24 protein-coding genes are annotated in these 21,805 nt (G+C 39.4%); 21 read left to right on the top strand and 3 right to left on the bottom strand.

What is annotated here, in order from left to right; genetic code table 11:
* The first annotated feature begins 18 nt into the window (after positions 1-18).
* From BW142_RS00205 to BW142_RS00155, 11 genes are read left to right on the top strand one after another with little or no spacing between them, the layout of a single operon-like run.
* Entirely contained in the window at positions 19-729 is a 711-nt protein-coding gene (locus BW142_RS00205; RefSeq protein WP_024599207.1) for an RNA polymerase sigma factor FliA, read from the top strand.
* Positions 730-769: 40 nt separating this feature from the next.
* Positions 770-1,153, top strand: a complete 384-nt coding sequence (gene cheY / locus BW142_RS00200; protein ID WP_008132609.1) for a chemotaxis response regulator CheY — start codon at positions 770-772, stop codon at positions 1,151-1,153.
* A gap of 17 nt (positions 1,154-1,170) precedes the next feature.
* Positions 1,171-1,944, top strand: coding sequence for a protein phosphatase CheZ (locus tag BW142_RS00195; protein ID WP_024599206.1), 774 nt, complete (start codon positions 1,171-1,173; stop codon positions 1,942-1,944).
* Positions 1,945-1,959: 15 nt separating this feature from the next.
* On the top strand, positions 1,960-4,167 hold the full coding sequence (locus tag BW142_RS00190; RefSeq protein ID WP_076923503.1) for a chemotaxis protein CheA: 2,208 nt from the start codon (positions 1,960-1,962) through the stop codon (positions 4,165-4,167).
* Positions 4,168-4,225: 58 nt separating this feature from the next.
* Positions 4,226-5,392 (top strand): chemotaxis response regulator protein-glutamate methylesterase, encoded by a 1,167-nt coding sequence (locus BW142_RS00185; protein WP_024599204.1) that lies wholly within the window; start codon positions 4,226-4,228, stop codon positions 5,390-5,392.
* Positions 5,385-6,149, top strand: a complete 765-nt coding sequence (locus BW142_RS00180; protein ID WP_024599203.1) for a flagellar motor protein — start codon at positions 5,385-5,387, stop codon at positions 6,147-6,149. The genes BW142_RS00185 and BW142_RS00180 overlap by 8 nt, the downstream gene beginning before the upstream one ends.
* A gap of 1 nt (position 6,150) precedes the next feature.
* On the top strand, positions 6,151-7,110 hold the full coding sequence (locus tag BW142_RS00175; RefSeq protein WP_076923502.1) for a flagellar motor protein MotB: 960 nt from the start codon (positions 6,151-6,153) through the stop codon (positions 7,108-7,110).
* A 12-nt stretch (positions 7,111-7,122) separates the two neighbouring features.
* Positions 7,123-7,893, top strand: coding sequence for a ParA family protein (locus BW142_RS00170; protein WP_007585827.1), 771 nt, complete (start codon positions 7,123-7,125; stop codon positions 7,891-7,893).
* A gap of 3 nt (positions 7,894-7,896) precedes the next feature.
* Entirely contained in the window at positions 7,897-8,697 is an 801-nt protein-coding gene (locus BW142_RS00165; protein WP_076923501.1) for a chemotaxis protein CheW, read from the top strand.
* Positions 8,698-8,721: 24 nt separating this feature from the next.
* Positions 8,722-9,219, top strand: coding sequence for a chemotaxis protein CheW (locus BW142_RS00160; protein WP_002959294.1), 498 nt, complete (start codon positions 8,722-8,724; stop codon positions 9,217-9,219).
* Positions 9,220-9,236: 17 nt separating this feature from the next.
* Complete coding sequence (locus BW142_RS00155) at positions 9,237-9,638, top strand: DUF2802 domain-containing protein (protein ID WP_076923500.1); 402 nt, start codon at positions 9,237-9,239, stop codon at positions 9,636-9,638.
* A gap of 31 nt (positions 9,639-9,669) precedes the next feature.
* Here the strand turns inward: BW142_RS00155 and BW142_RS00150 are convergent, their stop codons facing one another.
* Positions 9,670-9,978 carry an EscU/YscU/HrcU family type III secretion system export apparatus switch protein gene (locus BW142_RS00150; protein WP_076923499.1) on the bottom strand — a complete coding sequence of 103 codons (309 nt, stop codon included), beginning with the start codon at positions 9,976-9,978 and terminating at the stop codon, positions 9,670-9,672.
* Between the two features lie 2 nt (positions 9,979-9,980).
* The gene (locus BW142_RS00145; RefSeq protein WP_076923498.1) at positions 9,981-12,434 is read right to left on the bottom strand and encodes a flagellar hook-length control protein FliK; all 2,454 of its coding nucleotides are present in this window, start codon (positions 12,432-12,434) and stop codon (positions 9,981-9,983) included.
* Between the two features lie 113 nt (positions 12,435-12,547).
* Here BW142_RS00145 and ccmA point away from each other — a divergent pair, with 113 nt between their 5' ends.
* Genes ccmA through BW142_RS00095 form a run of 10 tightly spaced genes read left to right on the top strand, consistent with a single transcriptional unit; the run spans position 12,548 to position 20,268 of the window.
* A complete protein-coding gene (ccmA, locus tag BW142_RS00140; RefSeq protein ID WP_076915766.1) occupies positions 12,548-13,168 on the top strand; it encodes a cytochrome c biogenesis heme-transporting ATPase CcmA in 621 nt (206 codons plus the stop codon).
* Positions 13,168-13,854, top strand: a complete 687-nt coding sequence (gene ccmB, locus BW142_RS00135; RefSeq protein ID WP_024599195.1) for a heme exporter protein CcmB — start codon at positions 13,168-13,170, stop codon at positions 13,852-13,854. The genes ccmA and ccmB overlap by 1 nt, the downstream gene beginning before the upstream one ends.
* Entirely contained in the window at positions 13,854-14,591 is a 738-nt protein-coding gene (locus BW142_RS00130; RefSeq protein ID WP_024599194.1) for a heme ABC transporter permease, read from the top strand. Before ccmB ends, BW142_RS00130 begins: the two co-directional genes overlap by 1 nt.
* 2 nt (positions 14,592-14,593) lie before the next feature.
* A complete protein-coding gene (ccmD, locus tag BW142_RS00125; protein ID WP_024599193.1) occupies positions 14,594-14,797 on the top strand; it encodes a heme exporter protein CcmD in 204 nt (67 codons plus the stop codon).
* Positions 14,794-15,273, top strand: a complete 480-nt coding sequence (gene ccmE / locus BW142_RS00120) for a cytochrome c maturation protein CcmE (protein ID WP_024599192.1) — start codon at positions 14,794-14,796, stop codon at positions 15,271-15,273. Before ccmD ends, ccmE begins: the two co-directional genes overlap by 4 nt.
* A 2-nt stretch (positions 15,274-15,275) precedes the next feature.
* The gene (locus tag BW142_RS00115; RefSeq protein WP_076923497.1) at positions 15,276-17,246 is read left to right on the top strand and encodes a heme lyase CcmF/NrfE family subunit; all 1,971 of its coding nucleotides are present in this window, start codon (positions 15,276-15,278) and stop codon (positions 17,244-17,246) included.
* Positions 17,243-17,812: a redoxin family protein gene (locus BW142_RS00110; protein WP_024599190.1), complete on the top strand. Its 570-nt coding sequence runs from the start codon at positions 17,243-17,245 to the stop codon at positions 17,810-17,812. Before BW142_RS00115 ends, BW142_RS00110 begins: the two co-directional genes overlap by 4 nt.
* A complete protein-coding gene (locus BW142_RS00105; protein ID WP_024599189.1) occupies positions 17,812-18,273 on the top strand; it encodes a cytochrome c-type biogenesis protein in 462 nt (153 codons plus the stop codon). The genes BW142_RS00110 and BW142_RS00105 overlap by 1 nt, the downstream gene beginning before the upstream one ends.
* Positions 18,274-19,527: a c-type cytochrome biogenesis protein CcmI gene (ccmI, locus tag BW142_RS00100; protein WP_024599188.1), complete on the top strand. Its 1,254-nt coding sequence runs from the start codon at positions 18,274-18,276 to the stop codon at positions 19,525-19,527.
* A gap of 9 nt (positions 19,528-19,536) precedes the next feature.
* Positions 19,537-20,268: a VacJ family lipoprotein gene (locus tag BW142_RS00095; RefSeq protein WP_007585858.1), complete on the top strand. Its 732-nt coding sequence runs from the start codon at positions 19,537-19,539 to the stop codon at positions 20,266-20,268.
* Between the two features lie 62 nt (positions 20,269-20,330).
* Here BW142_RS00095 and BW142_RS00090 read toward each other — a convergent pair whose 3' ends face one another.
* Entirely contained in the window at positions 20,331-21,557 is a 1,227-nt protein-coding gene (locus tag BW142_RS00090; protein WP_076923496.1) for an HDOD domain-containing protein, read from the bottom strand.
* Between the last annotated feature and the right edge of the window lie 248 nt (positions 21,558-21,805).

Raw genomic sequence — 21,805 nt, 5'->3', positions numbered from 1 at the left:
ACACTGGTGAATAGAGCTATGGGATATCAATCAACACAAAACTTAAATGTGATTGTTGAGAAACATGCATCACTTGTGAAAAAAGTGGCATGTCATCTAATTGCTCGATTACCACCTAGCGTTCAGCTTGATGATTTAATTCAATCAGGAATGATAGGTTTAATAGAAGCTTCAAAAAACTTTGATGCAACAAAAGGTGCAAGCTTTGAGACCTTTGCTGGTATTCGTATTCGCGGTGCTATGCTTGATGAAATGCGCCGTGGTGATTGGGCTCCTCGTTCAGTACACCGTAAAAGCCGACAAGTTGCAGAAGCAATTACTGGGCTCGAAAGCAGTCTGAATCGCGAACCAACAGATACAGAAGTTGCTGAAAAACTTGAAATTTCGCTCAATGAGTACCATCATATTTTAAATGATGTTAATACCAGTAAAGTATTAGGCATAGAAGACCTTGGTGTCGATGAGGATGTTATTACTCCCGTAGGCCAAGATTTAGCGCTAGACAAACCTTTTAATAATGTTAAAAATGACCGGTTTAATGAGTCTTTGCTAAGCGCGATAAAGTCATTACCGGAGCGTGATGCAATGGTACTTTCTTTGTACTATAACGATGAAATGAATTTAAAAGAGATAGGACATATACTCGATGTAAGCGAATCGCGTGTAAGTCAGATACATGGTCAGGCGATGATTAAGCTTAAAGCTAAAATCAATGACTGGATAAACTAGTAGTAAGTAAACTAAGGTTAATACCTCACTGGGGGATGTTTTGGATAAAAACATGAAAATTCTTGTAGTTGATGATTTTTCAACGATGAGACGAATTATAAAAAACCTATTACGTGACTTAGGTTTCACTAACGTTCAAGAAGCTGATGACGGGTCTACAGCTTTGCCTATGTTACAAAATCAAGTATTTGATTTTGTGGTTACAGATTGGAATATGCCTGGAATGCAAGGCATTGACCTTTTAAGAGCAATTCGTGCAGATGATAAGTTAAAACATATCCCTGTATTGATGGTAACGGCAGAAGCTAAAAAAGAACAAATAATAGCTGCAGCGCAAGCTGGCGTTAATGGTTATATTGTTAAGCCGTTTACGGCTGGAACATTAAAAACTAAATTAGAAAAAGTATTTGAACGCTTAGGCTAATGATGGAGGAGAGGCTTATGTCAGCACCAGCTGCGCCTCAAATAACGTTAGAACAAGCTCGTCAACTCGTCATTTTTTTAGAAAACGATGAGCAAGATAAAGCAAATGAGTTGATTTTAGAGACCGCTTCACAAGAGCAGTCTAAATTATTTGCTGAAGTTGGAAAGTTGACTCGTCAACTGCACGAAGCACTTAAAAGCTTTGAGCTTGATACTCGCTTAACTAATATAACGACTGATGCTATTCCAGATGCTAAAAAGCGGCTTAATTATGTCATAGAAATGACAGAGAATGCGGCTAATAAAACAATGGATGCTGTTGAGGCTAGTTTACCTATAGCTCAACAACTGGCAGATGAAATATCTCATATCAAACCGACATGGGATCGTTTAATGAGTCGCGAGATTGAGCTTGGTGAGTTTAAACAACTTTGCCATAGTATCGATAAGTTTATGAATAACTCTCATCACAAAACTGATGAGCTTCAAAGCTTAATGACAAATGTACTAATGGCTCAAGATTATCAAGACTTAACGGGTCAAGTTATTCGTCGTGTTATAGAACTTGTTAGAGAAGTAGAAGAAAGCTTACTTCATCTTTTAACAGCTTTTGCTGAACAAGATGATAGTGACAACACAGCGAATAAAGTAGAACAACAAAAAATAAAAGAACCAGTTGCCACACAAACTTTAGCAGGTCCTGAAGGCCCTATTATTGATAAAGAATCGCGTAATGATGTTGTATCTGATCAAGATGAAGTCGATGATCTTTTATCAAGTTTGGGCTTCTAAGAGGAGAGTAACTGCATGTTTGAAGTCGATGAAGATATTTTACAAGACTTTCTTGTAGAGGCAGGAGAAATCCTAGAGCTTTTATCTGAACAGTTAGTTGAACTGGAAAATAATCCAGAAGATACCGAGTTACTAAACGCTATATTTAGAGGCTTTCACACTGTAAAAGGTGGAGCAGGCTTTTTAGCGATGACAGAACTTGTTGATGCTTGCCATGGCGCTGAAAACGTATTTGATTTATTACGTCAAGGCGTGCGAACTGTCAATTCAGAGTTAATGGATGTTATTTTACAAGCGCTCGACACCATTAATGAAATGTTCGCGACTATTCAAAATAGGGATAAGCCAGAACCTGCAGATCCTGAATTACTTCACACCCTCCATATTTTGGGCTTACCCCCAACAGAAGATGAGCTTAATGGATTCTCTTCACAAACTGAAGTTGAACAGCCTCATAATGAAGTAGCTGATACGCCAATAGCTGATGATGAAGATCCGTTTGCATTTGATGAACTATTTAGTGGAACTCCTTCGGTTAATGACGCTGAGATAGATGAAATCACTGAGGACGAATTTGAAAACTTGCTTGATGAACTACATGGTAAAGGTCAAAGTCCTGTAGTTGAAAAGCCAGCAGTAAGTAGTAGTGATTTTAATGGTGATATTACTGATGATGAATTTGACAGCTTATTAGACGAGTTACACGGTGTTGGCAGTTTTGGTGAGGTTGCGAGTGAAGCACCTGAACAAGATAACGCAGTTAAAGCGCCTGTAGATGCAGCTAAACCAGCCTCGAACACTTCTAATTCATCAGGTGATGAAATTAGTGATGATGAGTTTGAAGCACTCCTTGATGAACTTCATGGCAAAGGTACTGCACCTAAATCAACAGAAAGCGTTCCTGCGGTGAAACAGCCAAATATTCCTGCTAAACCAGCTGAAAAAGCTAGTGTGCCTGCAAGCAAACCTGAACCTGCAAAAGTACCCGTTTCTAAACCGGCAGAAAAACCGGTAGCTAAAGCAGCGCCAGTAACGCCTAAAAAATCAGCACCGCCAGCAGCAGAGACGACAGTTCGTGTAGACACAAAACGACTTGACCAAATTATGAATATGGTTGGTGAGTTAGTACTGGTACGAAACCGTTTGGTTAGTTTAGCTACTAACTCAGACAGTGAAGCCATGGGTAAAGCAATCTCTAACTTAGATGTGGTGACTGCTGATATTCAAGGTGCGGTTATGCAAACGCGAATGCAACCAATTAAAAAGGTATTTGGTCGTTTCCCTCGCGTGGTTCGCGATTTAGCTCGCAGCTTAAACAAAGATATTGACCTAAAACTTGTAGGTGAAGAAACTGATTTAGATAAAAATTTGGTTGAAGCCCTTGCCGATCCTCTTGTGCATTTAGTTCGAAACTCAGTTGACCATGGTATCGAAATGCCAGCTGTTCGTGAGGCTGCAGGAAAGCCGAGAACAGGTAATGTAACTTTATCAGCGTCTCAAGAAGGTGACCATATCTTGCTTACCATTAAAGATGATGGCGCAGGTATGGATGCTGAAAAACTGAAAAAAATAGCAATTAGTAAAGGTGTGCTTGATCACGACCAAGCAAGTCGACTTTCTGACACTGAAGCATATAACTTGATTTTTGCACCCGGCTTTTCTACAAAAGAAGAAATATCTGACATTTCAGGCCGTGGTGTTGGAATGGATGTGGTGAAAACTAAAATCACCCAATTAAACGGTTCTGTAAGTATTCAATCTGAGTTAGGCGTCGGTACTATTTTAGAGATTAAAGTACCACTTACCTTAGCTATATTACCAACCTTAATGGTCATTGTTGGCGCACAAACATTTGCGTTACCACTTGCTGGTGTTAGTGAGATATTCAACTTAGATTTAACGAAGACAAATGTGGTAGATGGGCAATTAACAATTATTGTGCGTAAAAAGGCAATACCGTTATTTTACCTCGAGCACTGGTTAGTTAAAGGGTCAGATCGTTCGAAGCGAAAATCACAAGGTCACGTCGTTATCGTGCAAATTGGTACTCAGCAAATTGGTTTTGTTGTTGACTCATTAATAGGTCAAGAAGAAGTTGTCATTAAACCACTTGATGCGTTACTACAAGGTACCCCAGGCATGGCAGGTGCTACAATTACTTCAGATGGTGGCATTGCACTAATTTTAGACGTTCCAAACATGTTAAAACATTACGCAGGCTAATAATAAAGTAGGTATATATTTAATATATACCTACGCATAAATTTAATAAGAGAGCTAAATGGCCGTTAAAGTTTTAGTTGTTGATGATTCAAGCTTTTTTCGCCGTAGAGTAAGCGAAATTCTTGAGCAAGACAGCGACATACAAGTTATAGGCTTTGCTGTTAATGGCAGAGAGGCTGTTGAAAAGGCAGCTCAGCTACGTCCAGATATGATCACTATGGATGTAGAAATGCCTGTGCTTGATGGTATTAGCGCAGTTAAAGAGATAATGGCGAGTAATCCAACGCCGATCTTAATGTTTTCATCTTTAACACGTGATGGCGCGACAGCAACGTTTGATGCGCTAGATGCGGGAGCAATGGATTTCTTACCGAAAAAATTTGAAGACATCGCTCGCAATAATGAAGACGCTATAAAGCTTTTGCAAAATAAAGTGAAAGATATAGGGCGAAGACGCTTACCGCGAACGTTTAAAGCTGCAACGCCACCTAAGTCAGTAATTCCAGCCAAACCAACAACAAGTACACTTTCTCAAAGAACAAGCACACTAACGCCTTCGATAAAACAACCCGATAGAAGCTTTCAAAGAGCAGCACCTAAAGCACCGTCAGGTACAAGTATTGCCTCAATGCGAGCAAGTGGAAAGCAATACCAGCTTGTGGCTATAGGTACTTCTACAGGTGGTCCTGTTGCACTACAAACTATATTAACTCAATTACCAGCTAATTTTCCTCATCCTATTTTGCTTATTCAGCATATGCCTGCGGCTTTTACACCCGCATTTGCGGCACGCTTAAATGGCCTGTGCCAAATAAAAGTGAAAGAAGCGCAACAAGGTGACCGTTTACAGCCTGGGACAGCTTATTTAGCACCCGGCGGACAGCAGATGATGGTAGAAGGGCGTGGCGCAAATAGAACACTGCGGGTATTTGAAGATCATAGTGAGAGAATAAGCTATAAACCGAGTGTGGATGTAACTTTTGCCAGTGCAGCAAAAACGTATCAAGGCGATGTGCTTGCTATTGTTTTAACAGGTATGGGCGCTGATGGACGTGACGGTGCAAGAATGTTAAAACAAACAGGTGCAACTATTTGGGCGCAAGATGAGAAAAGCTGTGTTGTTTATGGAATGCCTCAAGCTATCGCTAATGCGGGACTTTCGAGTGAAAGCTTAGCACTGAATGATGTTGCAGCGCGCATAAAGAGAGAGGTGGGTTGTGGATAAGCTCTCAATATTTGGACTATTTGTAGCACTAGGTGCAATAGGTCTAGGTTACTCTTTAGAAGGCGGCGTTGTTTCTGCACTATTTAATGGCCCTGCGCTTATTATTGTATTAGGCGGCACGCTTGGCGCTGTTATGTTACAAACATCGGCCAGCACATTCAAAAAAATGCTAAATATGAGCTCTTGGGTTTTTGTTGCGCCACAATACGATATTGAAGACGCAATAGAGCAAGTTAAACGATGGTCTTATAAGGCGCGTCAAGAAGGTTACTTAGCGCTTGAAAATGAGGCGCTAGCTCATCCAGATGCGTATGCTGCAAAAGGTTTAAGTCTACTTGTAGATGGTTGCTCAGAGCAAAAGCTACGTGACACTCTTGAAATTGACTTACTGTTAGAGCGTGATCGTTTACTTGAAGCCGCACGTGTTTATGAAGCAATGGGAGGTTACAGCCCTACCATTGGTATTTTAGGTGCGGTACTTGGTTTAATACAGGCTATGTCGTTTATTACCGACCCGCAAATGCTTGGTGCGGGTGTTGCTACTGCATTTATTGCGACCATTTATGGTGTTGGTTTAGCTAATTTATTGTTTTTACCTATGGCAAATAAGTTAAAACAACGTGTAGAGCAAAAAATGCTTTATCATGAAATGCTTGCCGAAGGCGTGATTGCAATAAGTGTTGGCGAAAGCCCAGTAAATATTGAATTAAAGCTTGAAGCCTACCGTGTAGAGCGTCCTAATTTAGTGGACGAATAACATGTTACGCCGACGACTTCGTCACTCTGATCCTAAAAGTCAGCATACAGAACGTTGGCTTGTATCGTATGCCGACTACATGACGATTATGTTTGCTTTTTTTGTGGTGCTGTATGCAATAGCGATTAACAAAGAAGAACAATTTCAAATATTGTCAGACTCCCTTGAACACGTTTTTGATAAATCTGCCCGCCAGCACTCCCAGCAAGGTGAGGGCGTCAATGGTAATGGAATATTGACAGATAGAGTTAGCCCAGAACAAGAAGTTCTTTATGGTGAAAGTATTTTAAAAGAAGAACAAGGTCCAGAGTTACTCGACGGTCAAAGTGATACAAGTAACATACAACAGAAATATTTAGGAAAACCACTCGATAGCTTACTTGCTAAGCTGCAGTCAGCGCTTATTGATGAAATTCGTGACGGAGAAGCCAGCTTAGAGCTGAATCAAGATTGGCTGATTATAGAGCTTAGCTCAGGTATGTTATTTTCAAGTGGTAGCTCAGTTGCACACTCAAGAGCAAAGCAAGTCGTCAAAATTGTTAAAGATATTATTGCTCCAGTAGATAACTATATTAGGGTGCGTGGCTATACTGATGATGAAAGTATTCGCAACGAGATATTTCGCTCAAATTGGGAACTCTCGGTTGCTAGAGCAACGTCTATCTTAGTAGAGCTAGAAGCATTAGGTATTAATTCTGCCAGAATGGCGATAGAAGGTTATGGTCAATATTCACCTTTTGTAAGTAATGATACAGAACAAGGGCGAGCAGAAAATCGTAAAGTTGTTATTGCACTTTCTAAGTATGGTTTACCACCAATACAAGACATTAAAGGTGATGAACAAGTTAATAAACCAGTAGTGGCAAAGCCTGAAATTGAGCTCCCTTCAGATGACGATACAATAAAAATAATTCGTTTGCCTCATGGTGGTATTCGCATAACAACGCGCAATGAACAGTAATTAGGATGTAATGTGAAGATTTGGACTGTCGCAAATCAAAAAGGTGGTGTTGGGAAAACAACAACTGCAGTGAGCCTTGCCGGTATTTTAGCTTTGCAGGGTAAGCGTGTGTTGCTTATAGATACAGACCCTCATGCATCACTCACTTATTACTTTGGCATTGACTCAGAAGATTTAGAAGTGAGTGTGTACGATATTTTTGCTCGTGGCACAAGCATGCAAAGTGAAGAGATACTTCAAGCTTTATGCCCATCAACGCTTGAAAACCTGGATATTTTACCCGCAACAATGGCAATAGCCACGCTTGATAGAAGTATGGGTAATAAAACAGGAATGGGATTAATACTAAAAAAAGCACTTGCAAAAATCAGTGAACATTACGATTATGCAATTTTAGATTGCCCTCCCGTTTTAGGGGTGTTAATGGTTAATGCGCTTGCAGCAAGTGAGCGAATTTTAGTGCCAGTGCAAACGGAGTTTTTAGCACTTAAAGGGCTTGATAGAATGATGCGCACTATGGAATTAATGCAAACCTCTCAAGCGAAAGATTATCAATATACTATAATCCCTACTATGTATGATAAACGTACTAAAGCATCGTTAGAAGCATATAAAACACTGCAAAGTACGTATGGTGATAAAGTCTGGCCAGGTGTAATACCGGTAGATACTAAATTTAGAGATGCAAGCTTTGCGCAAAAAGTGCCTGTAGAGTATTGCCCTCGTTCGCGTGGTGTATACGCATATAAAGCACTGCTAGAATATTTAATTGAACAAGGTTAATGAATGAGTAAGCAATTATTTGCTAATGAAAAAGTAATGAAACAATACCTAGGGGCTTTGTTATGTGAAGACGAGCTTGTAGATAACCTTGAGCCAGTTGCAAAATTACTCGAGCAAATGCCGCACGACTCGCAGCAAGAACATATTCATTTAAAACCTAAAGAACAGATAAAAGCGGCAGGAAAAATATTTGATCAAGATTTACTTAATGCCGAAATTAAGCCAATAGTTGAACCGATTATTGAAGCCGAAAAAGTTAATAAAGCCATTGACGATGAAGTAATAGAGCCTGTAACTACTACTATAGAAGAATCAGAGCCACAACCACAGATTGTAACCACTAGCCAATCTGACTATTTTGATGGTGAATTTCAGGCATTATTTTTTGAAGTTGCTGGTTTAACATTGGCTGTACCCTTAAAAGCATTAGGCGGTATACATCAATTAGGTGAAGTTAATCATTTGTTTGGTAAGCCAAAGTGGTTTAAAGGCGTTATGCTCAATAGAGAAGAAAAGCTTAATGTTGTTGATACTGCTCGGTGGGTAATGCCAGAAAAGTATGATGATAAATTAGAAGCGTCTTTAGATTATCAGTATTTAATTACCTTAGGTGATAGCCAGTGGGGCTTATTAGCTGAAAAGTTGATAAATAACATTACATTGAGTAAAGAAGATGTAAAATGGCGTACAAATAAAAGTAAGCGCCCATGGCTTGCTGGTGTTATAAAAGAAAAAATGTGTGCTTTAATAGACGTAGATAATTTAAATATATTATTAGAGAAAGGCTTAGATAGCCGTCAGTAGTAATGACCATTACGGGGTAATAGCATGAATCAAGATAAATTACTGTCAGCAAATAAAAACGCAGATAATAATGATGAAATTTTACAGTGGGTTACGTTTAAGCTAGAAGAAGAAACCTATGGCGTAAATGTAATGCAAGTACAAGAAATACTTCGTTACACTGAGATAGCCCCTGTACCAGGTGCTCCTTCTTACGTTATTGGTATTATTAACTTACGCGGTAACGTTGTAACGGTTATAGATACTCGTGCACGTTTTGGTTTGTTAGCTGCTGATGCAACCGATAATTCTCGTATCTTAATTATTGAAGCTGAAGAGCAAGTTATCGGCATCTTAGCTGACAGCGTATCTGAAGTGGTTTATTTACGCAGCTCTGAAATCGATAGTGCACCAAATGTTGGTACTGAAGAAAGTGCTAAGTTTATTCAAGGCGTTTGTAATCGTGATAATGAATTACTGATTTTGGTTGATTTAAATAAGTTACTCAGTGATGACGAATGGGATGAGTTAAGCGATATATAAGCTTTACCAAATAAATTATGCTGTTACTTAGTATAGCTATATCAGCGTTAGCGATAGGACTCATATCGCTGGCGTTAATTATTGCATTAAAAAATAAACAAGCGAATGAAGTTAATGCAGTGTCGCAACAGCTCAAAGATAGCTCAGAGCAAACTCATATTTTGCGAAGTGAGATTTCAGAGCTTAGAACAGGGCTCTTAAGCATTGGTAAGCGAGTGCTTGAGGTTGAACAACAAAATCAAGATTTGGTTCAACAACAAGCTGCGCAAAAATACGATGACCCTGATGCTAAAATTTACTCTCGTGCAGTAAAAATGGTTGAATTAGGTGCCGATCTTGATGAGGTGATACGCGAATGCGAATTACCGCGAGCAGAAGCTGAATTACTATTTTCATTACATAAGCAAAAAGGCGCTTAGCGCCTTTGTGTTTACAAGTGCATAAATAAGCTCATGCTTTAATATTTAACTTACCTTGAAAGTCTTGCCAGCCTGGCGGAAACTGACCTCTTAATACATATGAAAACGCAATGAGTTCTGCAATTACATAATAAAGTTCTTTAGGAATTTCCTCCCCTAAGCTCAAATGAGACAACGTTTTAGCAAGCTCAGCATCTTCGTGAATCATAATTCCTTTGAGTTTTGCCGCCGCAATTATTTCGTCAGCTAATTCGCCAAACCCTTTTACACTTACAGTGGGTGTATTGCCAGCTTCATATAAAAGCCCAATGGCTGACTTATTAATAGGTGTATCACTCATAGCTAAACCTTAATATTAATAATTGCATGAGATTTATAAAATGCCTGATTATTTGCATCGCCTCGCTTTAAGTTGAGCTCTCCAACTTGTAAACCATGTTTAGCTAGTTTGGATCTTAAATTATCTAAGTGAGGGTGAGCAATTGCGCTTATTTCTTGGCTCGAGGCTAATAGCTGGCAATCAAGCGCTTTATCCATTAACTCAGCGGTAATTTGTAACTGCCCAATCTGTGCATAATCAAAGTTTAACCTGACAAACCATACATTTTTATCTTCTAATTTATCTGCGCTTTGCTTTTTATATTGCCCCAGTGTTATTTCTGTTTGGGCGGTCTCCGGCGGCAATTTCATTGGTAATAAAAACTGTGCAAGCGGGTTTGTGTCAGGTTGCTGATTTGGTGTTGAAACACTTACTTGGGTAAGTGTGTTTTTAACTTGTACGATTTCGCTAGCTAATGCTTGAACTTGAGCTTGCTGCAGTTGCTCAAGTATTTTTGCTCCCGCGTTACCGGTCTTAAAAGTAGGTATGAGAACTTGTAAAAGTGCATCTAAGCCAGTTTGGTTATTAAAGCTTATTGGTGTTACTGATTGGCTAATTATAGGGGCTGCTAAAATACTCACTGCAACTTGTTCAAGTCCTTTAGTGAAGCTACTTTGTAGTATATCACCCGTTAATTGAGATGGTTGTAAGGTGGCTAATACTTCACGCTGTATGGTCGCAGGGTTAATATTATTACTTGAGACCATGCGATTAAATGCTTGGTTAATTAAGCGAGTTAAATCGGGCGTATCTTTTGTTATTCTATTTGTAATGTCAGTAATTTGACTACTTAAAAGCTGTTTGTTACCAGCCACTCTATCCGTAGGGATTGTGGTATCAGGAAGCTTTAATAATGTGCTTAATAGCTTTGCTTCTATTGGTTGTAGCATTTGACTACGAGAGGCAATATTAGATAACGGCTCTGCTAATGGGATCGTGTTTTTAATAGCGGCAGAGTTTACACTGTTTTGATTGTTGCCATTTATTACTTGTTGCACTGAAGAAGTTGTTTGCCCTTTAGTAACAATTTCACTTGTAGGCTTAATTAACGTATCAACTTTACTGTTGGTACTAATACTCAGAGTACTCAATTGACTCGCGTTTGGATTACTTGGCTTAGCGCTCGCCACTTCACTTTGCGTAATATTATTTGTTATTGGCGTGTTGGTTGTTGCTGTGTTTGAAGGTGATTGCCAAACACTAACACTTCCTTTTATTTGCTGAGTTAATTGTACAAGTGGTGGGAGTCTTGAAAAGTGCTCTGGTAAAATATTACTCGTATTGCTATTCAACGCAGTACTTACATGTTGGGTAATGTTAACTCTAGTTAGCGGTGATTCTGTTACTTGTACAATTAAGCCTGGCCTTTGTATTGCAGACAATACAGATGGTGGTGTTAGCTCAGGTTTATTTGCTGCTGCAAAGGGCTTATTTTCAAAGTATTTAACCGCATCATTAATTCGCGTTTTTAAATCACTAAAGCTATTTTGTAGCCACGATTTTATTGGACTATCTGGGGTCAATAATGGGTTTACTTTTACATTAGAAACAGACGATGGCACTGCCGGTGCGTTGCTTTTTTGCGCTATAAGTAACTCGTTAAATGGTTTAGAAAATGAGTTATTAAGCGTCACTTTTATATTGTTAGCATCGGTTTGAATAAGTAATTTATCTGCCTGATTTATTAAATTTACTTTAATAGGCGTGTTGGGTAGTTCACTAACTTGTTGATTAGTAATAGGCGTTGTAAACGAACCTGGCTTTTGAGGATGAGTTAAAATAGCGACCTTAGGCGTTGCTTTCAGTTGCGCACTAGGTAATAAAGCCACGAGTAATTTAGTAAGTTTAGTTTGGCTAAGTGGTTGCGTATGAACTGTATCAGCAAAGCGATTAATAACATTAAGCTGTGTGCCTTTATTAGTGGTGCTAACAACTACTTTTAAAGGCTGCTCGGTTAAAAGTAACTGCGCTACGTCTTTATTTATGGCAATACTGGCGTTGAGCTTATCAATTACTAATTTGGGAGCAGGGGATACAACGACTTGTACATCCAGTGGTTTGCTTTGTACCTCAGTGCCCGTGCTTACATAATTTAATAAACGCTGTAATTGTACTGGTTGATTTAAAGTCAAGGTAGTAGTGTTTGGCGTGATGTTGAGCTGTTTGCCATCGGGGCTGAGCTGTATGTTAGCACTGACTATTTTTTGTAAATTTTGAGGTGTGCTTGCAGTGCCAAGTCTTAATGTTTGCCAATGCTTATCAATCAATACATCAAGCGTAATCGAGTCTTTCGAAAATTGAATGTTTTTAGCCGCAAGTACCTCATTAGGTAATTGTGATAACTCATTGGGCTGGGGAGTCGTTGACTGATTGATAACCAATGAATTAGATAATGTTATTTGCGTTGGCGTATTCATTATTTTAAATCAAGTTTTCTCTATTTTAAGTGAATCGATTTTAAAGCAATATTCGTATTACCCTATCATTATGGTAGACTAACGCCTAATTTTTGGCAGAGAGAATCGTCATCTTGTTACACATTAAGTCCGTCACCTGCATCAAGCAAGATCGTTGTTTGTTTGCGGATCTTAATTTTAGCCTTAATAGCGGTCAAATCATGCAATTAGCGGGTCCTAATGGGGCTGGTAAAACATCGCTATTGCGTATTATCGCAGGCTTCTCTGTGCCTGATGAAGGGGCTGTTTTATTTCAAGAACAGCCCATATCTAAGTACTACGAAGAGTATGCCAGAGAACTACTCTTTATAGGCCATAAAACAGGTGTAAATACTCAGCTTAGTGCAGTTGAAAATGTTCGCCATTGGTTACAAATTAATGGCTACATAAACGAGCCTGACCTATATGCCATTCTAGCGCAACTAGGCCTTGTTGGGCTTGAAGATGTACCGGTTAGGATGCTATCTGCTGGGCAACAACGACGTGTAGCTTTGGTAAGGCTTTGGTTAAGTGATGCTAAGTTATGGGTACTTGATGAGCCATTTACCGCGCTTGATAAAAGCGGCGTTGCTTTTTTACAGCAGCGATTTACTGAACACTTACAAAGCGGTGGTGCTATTTTATTAACGACCCACCAAGATTTAACGACCCATTTTAGTAACTTGCAAACGGTTACATTGGAGTATCGCCACTAATGACTCGTCAACATTCTTATTGGTTGCTATTTAGTGCGGTATTTACCAAAGATGTAAAACTTGCGTTTCGCCAGCGCGCCGAAATTGTAAATCCTATTTTGTTTTTCTTAATTGTAATTTCATTATTCCCGTTAGCAATAGGGCCTGAGCCCGGTCTATTGGCAAGAATGGCGCCAGGTATTATTTGGGTCGCCGCATTACTTTCTACCATGTTGGGATTGGATAAGCTGTTTAGAGATGATTTTAATGATGGCTCATTGGAGCAGTTAATTGCATCGTCTTATCCGTTATCGTTAACCGTACTCGCAAAGGTTACTGCACATTGGGTAGTAACAGGCCTTCCGCTTGTATTAATGACGCCGCTGTTTGCATTGCTATTAAACCTAGAAAGTACGGCGCTAACTGCGACCGTTTTAACATTATTATTAGGCACACCACTATTGAGCTTTATTGGCGCAATTGGCGCTGGGCTTACTGTGGGGCTACAAAAAGGGGGTATTTTGATGAGTTTACTCGTACTGCCTTTGTATATTCCTGTTTTGATTTTTGCAACGTCAGCTATCGATACCAGCACAATGTCGCTGGATTATAGTGGGCAGCTTGCCATCCTTGGTGCAATGTTGCTTATTGCTATTATTAGTGCACCAATTGCCATATCGTCAGCTTTAAAAGTGAGTGTAAGTTAATGTGGAAGTGGTTACATCCCTATGCTAAAGCAGAGCGTGCATATCAGTTATGCAATACGTTACTGCCTTATTTTGCCGTAGTTACCGTGGTTAGTATGATTGTTGGATGGGTATGGGGGCTTGGTTTTGCACCTGCCGATTACCAACAAAAAGACAGCTACCGTATCATTTTTATTCATGTTCCTTCTGCCATTTTATCTATGGGCGCTTACTCCTCAATGGCAATTGCCGCCATTGTTGCACTTGTATGGCAACTACGAAATGCTGAACTTGCTGTTATTGCTATAGCCCCTGTTGGTGCATGCATTACTGCTATTGCGCTTATTACTGGCGCTGCATGGGGTAAACCTATGTGGGGTGCTTGGTGGGTGTGGGATGCACGTTTAACGTCTGAACTTATTTTATTATTTTTATATCTTGGGGTGCTTTCGCTTTACCATGCGTTTGAAGATAAAAAGTCAGCAGGGCGTGCGGCTTCTATTTTGGCGATTGTTGGCGTAATTAATTTACCTATTATTCATTACTCTGTTGAGTGGTGGAATACGTTACACCAAGGTGCAAGCATTACAAAACTAGACACCAAAGCAATAGACCCAAGTATGTTTTGGCCTCTTATGGTTAATATTTTAGCCTTTGCTGCTTTTGTAGGCACAGTGACTTTGATTCGTCTTAAAAATGAAATTTTGCAACGCGAAAAGCACCGACCGTGGGTGCGCTCGTTGTTAAATAAGAGGTAATTATGCAGTTTGACTCTTTTTCTGATTTTATTGCAATGGGAGGCTATGGGTTTTATGTATGGCTTTCTTTTGGTACATGCGCACTTATTTTACTTGGTATTTTAGTGAACTCTTTGAGAGATACTAAACGTATTATGGCTTCAGTAGAGCAACAAATAGTACGTGAAGCGCGAATTAAAAAAGCTAAACAGGAACAAGTATCATGAATCCAAGACGTAAAAAGCGCCTATTGGTAATTATTGCCGTACTGTTTGGTATTGGTGGATCGATTGGTTTAGTGCTTTATGCACTTCAAGAAAATATAAACTTATTTTATACGCCAAGCGAGCTTATTGATGGTAAAGGTCCTAACAAAGAAAAACCACACATAGGCCAAAAGTTACGTATTGGCGGTATGGTTGTACCTGGTACAGTTGAGCGAAATGAACAAAGCTTGCAAGTAAGCTTTAAGTTAATTGATACAGGTCCATTAGTTACCGTGCGTTATCAAGGCATATTGCCAGACTTGTTTCGTGAGGGGCAAGGCATTGTAGCGCAAGGTGTATTAATAGAACCTAATGTTATTGAAGCATTTGAAGTACTTGCAAAGCATGACGAAGAATACATGCCAGCAGAAGTTGCAGAGGCAGTTAAAGGTATTAAACACGAAAAACCAAAATACAACTTAGATAGTGGTAATTAGCTATGATCCCAGAAATTGGTTATTTTTCTTTAACGCTTGCCATGGTGCTAAGCGTTTTACTGTGTATTTTTCCTCTTTGGGGCGCGCATACCGGTAATCTTCGATTAATGCGTGCGGCTCCATCTTTAGCAATAGGACAGTTTGCCTTTGTACTAATCTCTTTTGCTGCCCTTATTTATGCGAGTTTAACTGACGACTTTACCGTATCTTACGTAGCGTATCATTCAAGTAGTACGCTGCCTTGGTACTATAAAATCACCTCTACGTGGGGCGGTCATGAAGGTGCTATTTTATTATGGCTAGTTATGCAGGCGGGTTGGACTGCTGCGGTTGCAGCGCGTTCTAAATCATTACCTTGGGTACTACGTGCTCGCGTACTGGGTGTGCTTGGATTTTTAGGTGTAGGTTTTATGATGTACACCTTGCTGCTTTCAAGCCCATTTGAGCGTCTACTTCCTTATTTTCCGGTAGAAGGGCGAGATTTGAATCCGCTGCTTCAAGATCCAGGAATGATTATTCATCCACCATTACTGTACATGGGTTATGTAGGGCTTTCGGTTGCTTTCTCTTTTGCTATAGCTGCATTATTAACCGGTAAACTTGATAATACATGGGCTAAATGGTCACGCCCGTGGACGATGACAGCATGGGGGTTCTTAGGTTTAGGTCTTACTATTGGTAGCTGGTGGGCGTATTCAGAACTAGGCTGGGGCGGCTGGTGGTTTTGGGATCCTGTAGAGAATGCAGCGCTTATGCCTTGGCTTGTTGCAACTGCATTACTGCATTCATTAAGTGTGACAGAAAAGCGCGGTATATTTAAATCATGGACAGTGTTACTCGCGATTGCAGCATTCTCTTTAAGCTTGCTGGGTACGTTTATTGTACGTTCGGGTATTATTGTATCGGTACATGCTTTTGCGACTGACCCAGATAGAGGCTTATTTATACTCGCCTTTTTAGGCGTAGTTGTAGGTGGAGGCTTGGCATTATATGCAATGCGTGTGTCGCAAGTTCACAGTGAAGGTCGATATAAGCTCGTATCACGCGAAGTTGCGTTATGGCTCAATAATATATTTTTAGTCGTTGCTACATTAATTGTTATGTTAGGCACTTTATTGCCAATGGTTCATAAAGAAATGGGGCTGGGTAGTATTTCTATTGGTGAACCGTTTTTTAATAAGATGTTTGCAATAATTTTGGTTCCTTTTGCTATTTTGATGGGAATAGGACCACTTTTACGTTGGAAGCAAAATAAATGGGCTTTCTTACAAAACAAAATATTAATGGGTGTATTAGCAAGTGTCGTGATTACCTGCGCTTGGTTGTTCTCAAGTTACGATTTAGTAAAGCCTCTTACATTATTAGCGACAACGCTTGCAGTGTGGATTGCAATATCAACAGGGATTGATATTTACACCAAAGCCGCAGTGCACGGCACATTAAAAGAAGGTTTAAAACGCTTTACTGTCAGTTACTGGGCGATGGTGCTTGGGCATATTGGTATTGCATTTATTATTGCGGGCGTAACACTGACCTCTGCTTATTCAGTAGAGCGTGACGTATCGATGAAACCGGGTGAAACCGCACAGCTTAATGAGTATGAATATCGCTTTGATGGTGTTAAAACTATTCGCGGACCAAACTACAGCGGCCATGCGGGCGTTGTATCGGTGCTTAAAAACGATGAGCTGGTAACACGCTTACATGCTGAAAAACGTAAATATGATATAGGTATGCAGTTTATGACTGAGGCAGCAATAGATGCCGGTTTTAAACGTGATTTATATTTAGCGTTAGGTGAGCAGTTAAGTGGTGATGCATGGTCACTTCGCATTTATCATAAACCATTTGTACGCTGGATATGGATTGGTGGTGTGCTTATGTCATTTGCAGGTTTCATGATTTTGTTTGATAAACGCTACCGTACATCAGCTAAAACAGCCCGTAAAGATGCACCGGAGAGTGTTTTATGAACCGTAAAATTTTAGCACTCGCGCCGCTTTTAGTATTTGCATTTGTTTGTGTGTTTTTATACCAAGGACTTTTTGCTAACCCTCGTGAAATTCAAACGGGGCGGTTAGGCCAAGAAATGCCCGCATTTAATTTACCAGATTTGATGCAAGACAATAAAGAGTGGACTAACGAGTCGTTAAAAGGCGAAGTTTACTTATTAAACGTGTGGGGTACTTGGTGCCCGACATGTTTAGTTGAACTTGGCTATTTAACTAAATTACGTGAGCAAGGCGTTAAAATTATTGGGCTTTATTACGTACAAGGTTACGACGCTGACTTTGATGGCCCATTTAATATGCAATCACTTCGTACAGAGGTGACTGATATGCTACAACGTGCGGGCGACCCATATCAATTTAATATTTTAGACTTACACCGTACTTTGTCGTTGGATTTAGGTGTCTCGGGTGCGCCTGAGACATTTTTAGTTGATAAAAACGGCACTATTTTACTGCACCATACAGGTGATATAAACCCGCGAGTATGGCGAGCTAAATTTGCGCCAATTATGCAGGAGCTTAAATAATGAAGTGGTTTCTACTTACACTTAGTCTTTTTGTGAGCATGGGTGCGTTTGCAGAGCAAGATCGCTATCAATTTGATAACAATAAACAAGCAATACTATTTGAAGAGCTAACTAAAGAGCTACGTTGCCCTAAATGTCAAAATCAGAATATTGCTGATTCAGACGCCGTTGTTGCTAAAGATTTACGCGATAAAGTACTCGTATTGGTGAAAGAAGGTAAGAGCAAAGACGAAGTGATTGATTACATGATAGACCGCTTTGGTTATTTTGTTCATTACGACCCACCCGTTACACCCGCTACTTTAGTACTTTGGGTATTACCTGTATTAATTGTAATAGTCGGCTTTGGTTTTATTGTTATTCGCCAGCGAAAAGCATCAGTAAAACAAACGTGGAGCAGCGACGACGAAATGCTGTTAGCTAAGCTAATTGAACAAAATAAACGTCAGGAGCAAAGTTAAATGATATTAATGTGGGCGTGTTTTGCTTTACTCACACTGGTTGCTCTTGGATTTGTGATGTTGCCTTTTTTAAAAAAAGAGCGCGTTCAAACAATTACTCATAATGCCAATGCTGAGCTAATTAGCATTTATGAGCAGCGTTTAGTTGATTTACAAACTGATTTAGATAATCAACGTATTGATGGCGTAAGTCATGCAGAATCAATTGTTGAATTAAAACGTCGCTTATTGAATGAGTTATCACCAGAAAAATCACTAAACAGCAAAGGTAATAATCGTATTTTTGCTTTAACTGGTGGTGCTTTTGTTCTTGCTCTAACAGGCGTTTTTTATGGTCTAACGGGTAGTCAGCAGCAAATTTCGGCTTGGCATGATGCAATGGATAATTTAGCTGATTATGGTGAACGGGCTGTAATGCAAAAAGGTGAGCCGCTTAGCCAAAATGAGCTGCAGGCTTTTGCTTTGGCGCTTCGTACTAAGCTTAGTCGTTCTGGCGATGATGAAGTTGCTTGGATGCTACTTGGGCGAGTTGCTATGTCGCTTAATGAATTTGACATGGCGCAGCAGTCATTTGACAAAGCACTACGTATGAATCCTGATAATATGCAGGTACTTATTAGTTATAGCCAAGTTTTATTACTAGAAGGCAGCGAAGCTAATATGACTCGTGCGGCAGGTATGCTCTCAAAAGTACTGAAAGTTGAGCCTACCAATTTAGATGCAATTTCGTTATTAGCACTTATTGCCTATGAACGTAAAGATTGGCCTCAAGCTAAAGCTGCATTTGAAGTTTTACTTGCCAGTATGGAAAAAAATGATTCTCGTTATAGCATGATTTCCGAGCGTATTAGTGATATTGAGCAGCAAATGCAAACGGAAGGCTCTGTTATGCCAGTTACTAATACAACGGGTGCTATTGCAGTTACAGTCGACATTGCAAAAGAGCTTATAGATAAACAGCCAAAAGACGGTATTTTGTTTATATTTGCAAAAGCAGCAAGTGGTTCCCCAATGCCGCTAGCTGCTGTTAAGCTCGCTAAATATTCATTTCCAATTACAGTTGAGTTGAGTGATAGTAGTGCAATGGTTGCTGGGCTAAACTTGTCTAGTGCAGAAAATATTATTATTTCAGCGCGTATCTCTATAGATGACTCTGTTATGCCAAGTTCTGGTGAGCTAGAAGGTCATTCAGAGTCGTTAAAGCGTGAAAGTGTAAGTGACTACCAACTTCAAATTGATACATTAATACCTTAAGGACGTTAGATGTTAAAACACAGTTTTACTTTTTTATGTTTATTGATACTAGCCGGGTGTGCTCAAGTACCACAAAGCAAAGTAGATGACAGAGATCCGCTGCAAAGTATTAATCGTCCGTTATACGATTTTAATATGGATGTATTGGATGCTTATTTATTGCGCCCCGTTGCTGTAGGTTATGTTGAAGTAACGCCTGTACCGGTAAGAAACGGTATTGTTAATTTTACAGGTAATATTACAGCGCCTGTCGATATGATTAATGCGGGTTTGCAAGGTAAGCCGGGTAATGCAAGTGTGAGCTTAGCGCGATTTTTAGTTAACTCTACAGTTGGTATTTTTGGTATTTTTGATGTTGCTAGCTCATTAGGCCTTGAAATTGTAGATGAAGACTTTGGACAAACGTTGGGTGTATGGGGGGTGGGGGATGGCGCTTATTTAATGCTACCAGGCATGGGTCCTACAACAGCACGTAATCTGACTGGTGATGTAGTCGACAACTTTGTATTACCTGAAGTTGCGCTAACGACTCCACAAACTATTCTAGTGTTTGTTTTAAAAGCAGTTGAGGCACGTGCATCATTAATCCCACAAGAGGGGTTATTAAATGATTCACTTGATCCGTACTTATTTGTAAAAGATATTTACTTTCAGCGTCAAATTTATGAACTGTACGACGGCAACCCGCCAATTAAAGAAGAGCCAGCTGATTTTGATGAAGACTTTTTAGAAAGTTTATAATTGAAAAGCCACTCACAAAAACGCCAGCTAAATGCTGGCGTTATTGTTTGCTGTTTAGATATTTATTTTTCGTTAACTATTAACTGCATTTGTTCATTAACCCAAGCTAGTGCTTCATGATAGGCATCGGGAACTTTTTCACCTAGGTTTAGTTCTTTCGTTAGTTCGTTTGCGGCAGACCAATTTGCTTTTTCATAATACTTAACTAAGTTTAAGTATTTTGCCAATAAGCCTTCGTCGTTTAATAGCGCTGCTTTTATATCATTAGAAAGTGGAAGTTTTTTCATGACGCTTTCCATGCTCTCATCCAAAATTGCATCCATAAGAGACATCATACCGGTTAAAAACGCCATGCCAGTGTCTTTAAATTGTCCGTGGGATATAGCCAGTAATTCAGCAAATCGAGCGCGTGTAAGCGATAGCCTAATTAGCTCTACAGGTTTATCTGCAGATACTTGTGCTGCAAACAGTAGTGACAATAGCTTTTTAATTTCATTGGCACCAAGCACTATAAGGGCTTGCTTAATGGTACTTATTTCAGCGCGGCGAGCAAATGCGGCAGAATTTGAATACCTAAGTAACTTATAAGACAAATTTACATCACGTTCAAACACGTCAGTGATTTTTTTAAGATCCATATCAATGTTTGATGTTTCGTAGAGTAATTCAGCTAATGCCATTTCTGAAGGCGGTAAAGCCTTACTTTGTACCATTTCAGGTTTTGAGAAGAAAAACCCTTGGAAATAATCAAACCCAAGCTCTAAAGCTTGTTGGTAAATTTCGTAGGTTTCAACTTTTTCGGCAAGTAACTTAATATGCGAGTGTGGTTTTAAATCGTTAAGAACCGTTTTTATTGTATCTATATCGCATGTTAAAAAGTCTATTTTAATGATATCAATGAACGGGTAAAAATGACGCCATACAGGTTGATGAATATAATCATCAAGAGCAATAGTGTAACCTTTATCTTTTAAATCTTTAACAATAGCTAATAAACGCTTACCAGGCTGAATCGTTTCAAGTATTTCTACAACTATTGTATCTTTACCTAGCAGAGTAGGATAACCCTTTGACAGCGTTTCTAGGGTGAAATTTATATAGGCAGGTTTATTATCGGTTAAATCTTCTAAACCAAAATTAAACTGGCTTCCCTCAATAAGTCGTGTTGTTGCTTCGTCACCATCTATATCGGGAAATACGTTATCAACGCCATCACGAAATAAAAGCTCATATCCGATGAGCTTTTTATCTCTGTCTAAAATAGGTTGACGTGCAGCGTAAAAATACATAAACAGTTCCGTAAGAGTGATGTAATTAGGTATTGTAATAATATATGGCAAAAGATTCAAAATAGCATTACGTATATTTGCATGATTAATAAATTATCATTATAAATTAAGGGGTTTCTTGTATTTAATTTATTATATTTTACCAATTAGCTTTAAAATCATTCAACATGAGTATTTTTGTATCAGCTGGGGGCAACAAGTTGGAGATTTTATTATTAAGCATGATATAGTCAGCGAGAATGGTTTTT

It is taken from the genome of Pseudoalteromonas sp. EB27 (assembly GCF_001974875.1).
GTDB lineage: Bacteria > Pseudomonadota > Gammaproteobacteria > Enterobacterales > Alteromonadaceae > Pseudoalteromonas.
Note: the sequence above shows the minus strand (reverse complement) of the source record. Positions and strands in the feature narration are given on the sequence as shown.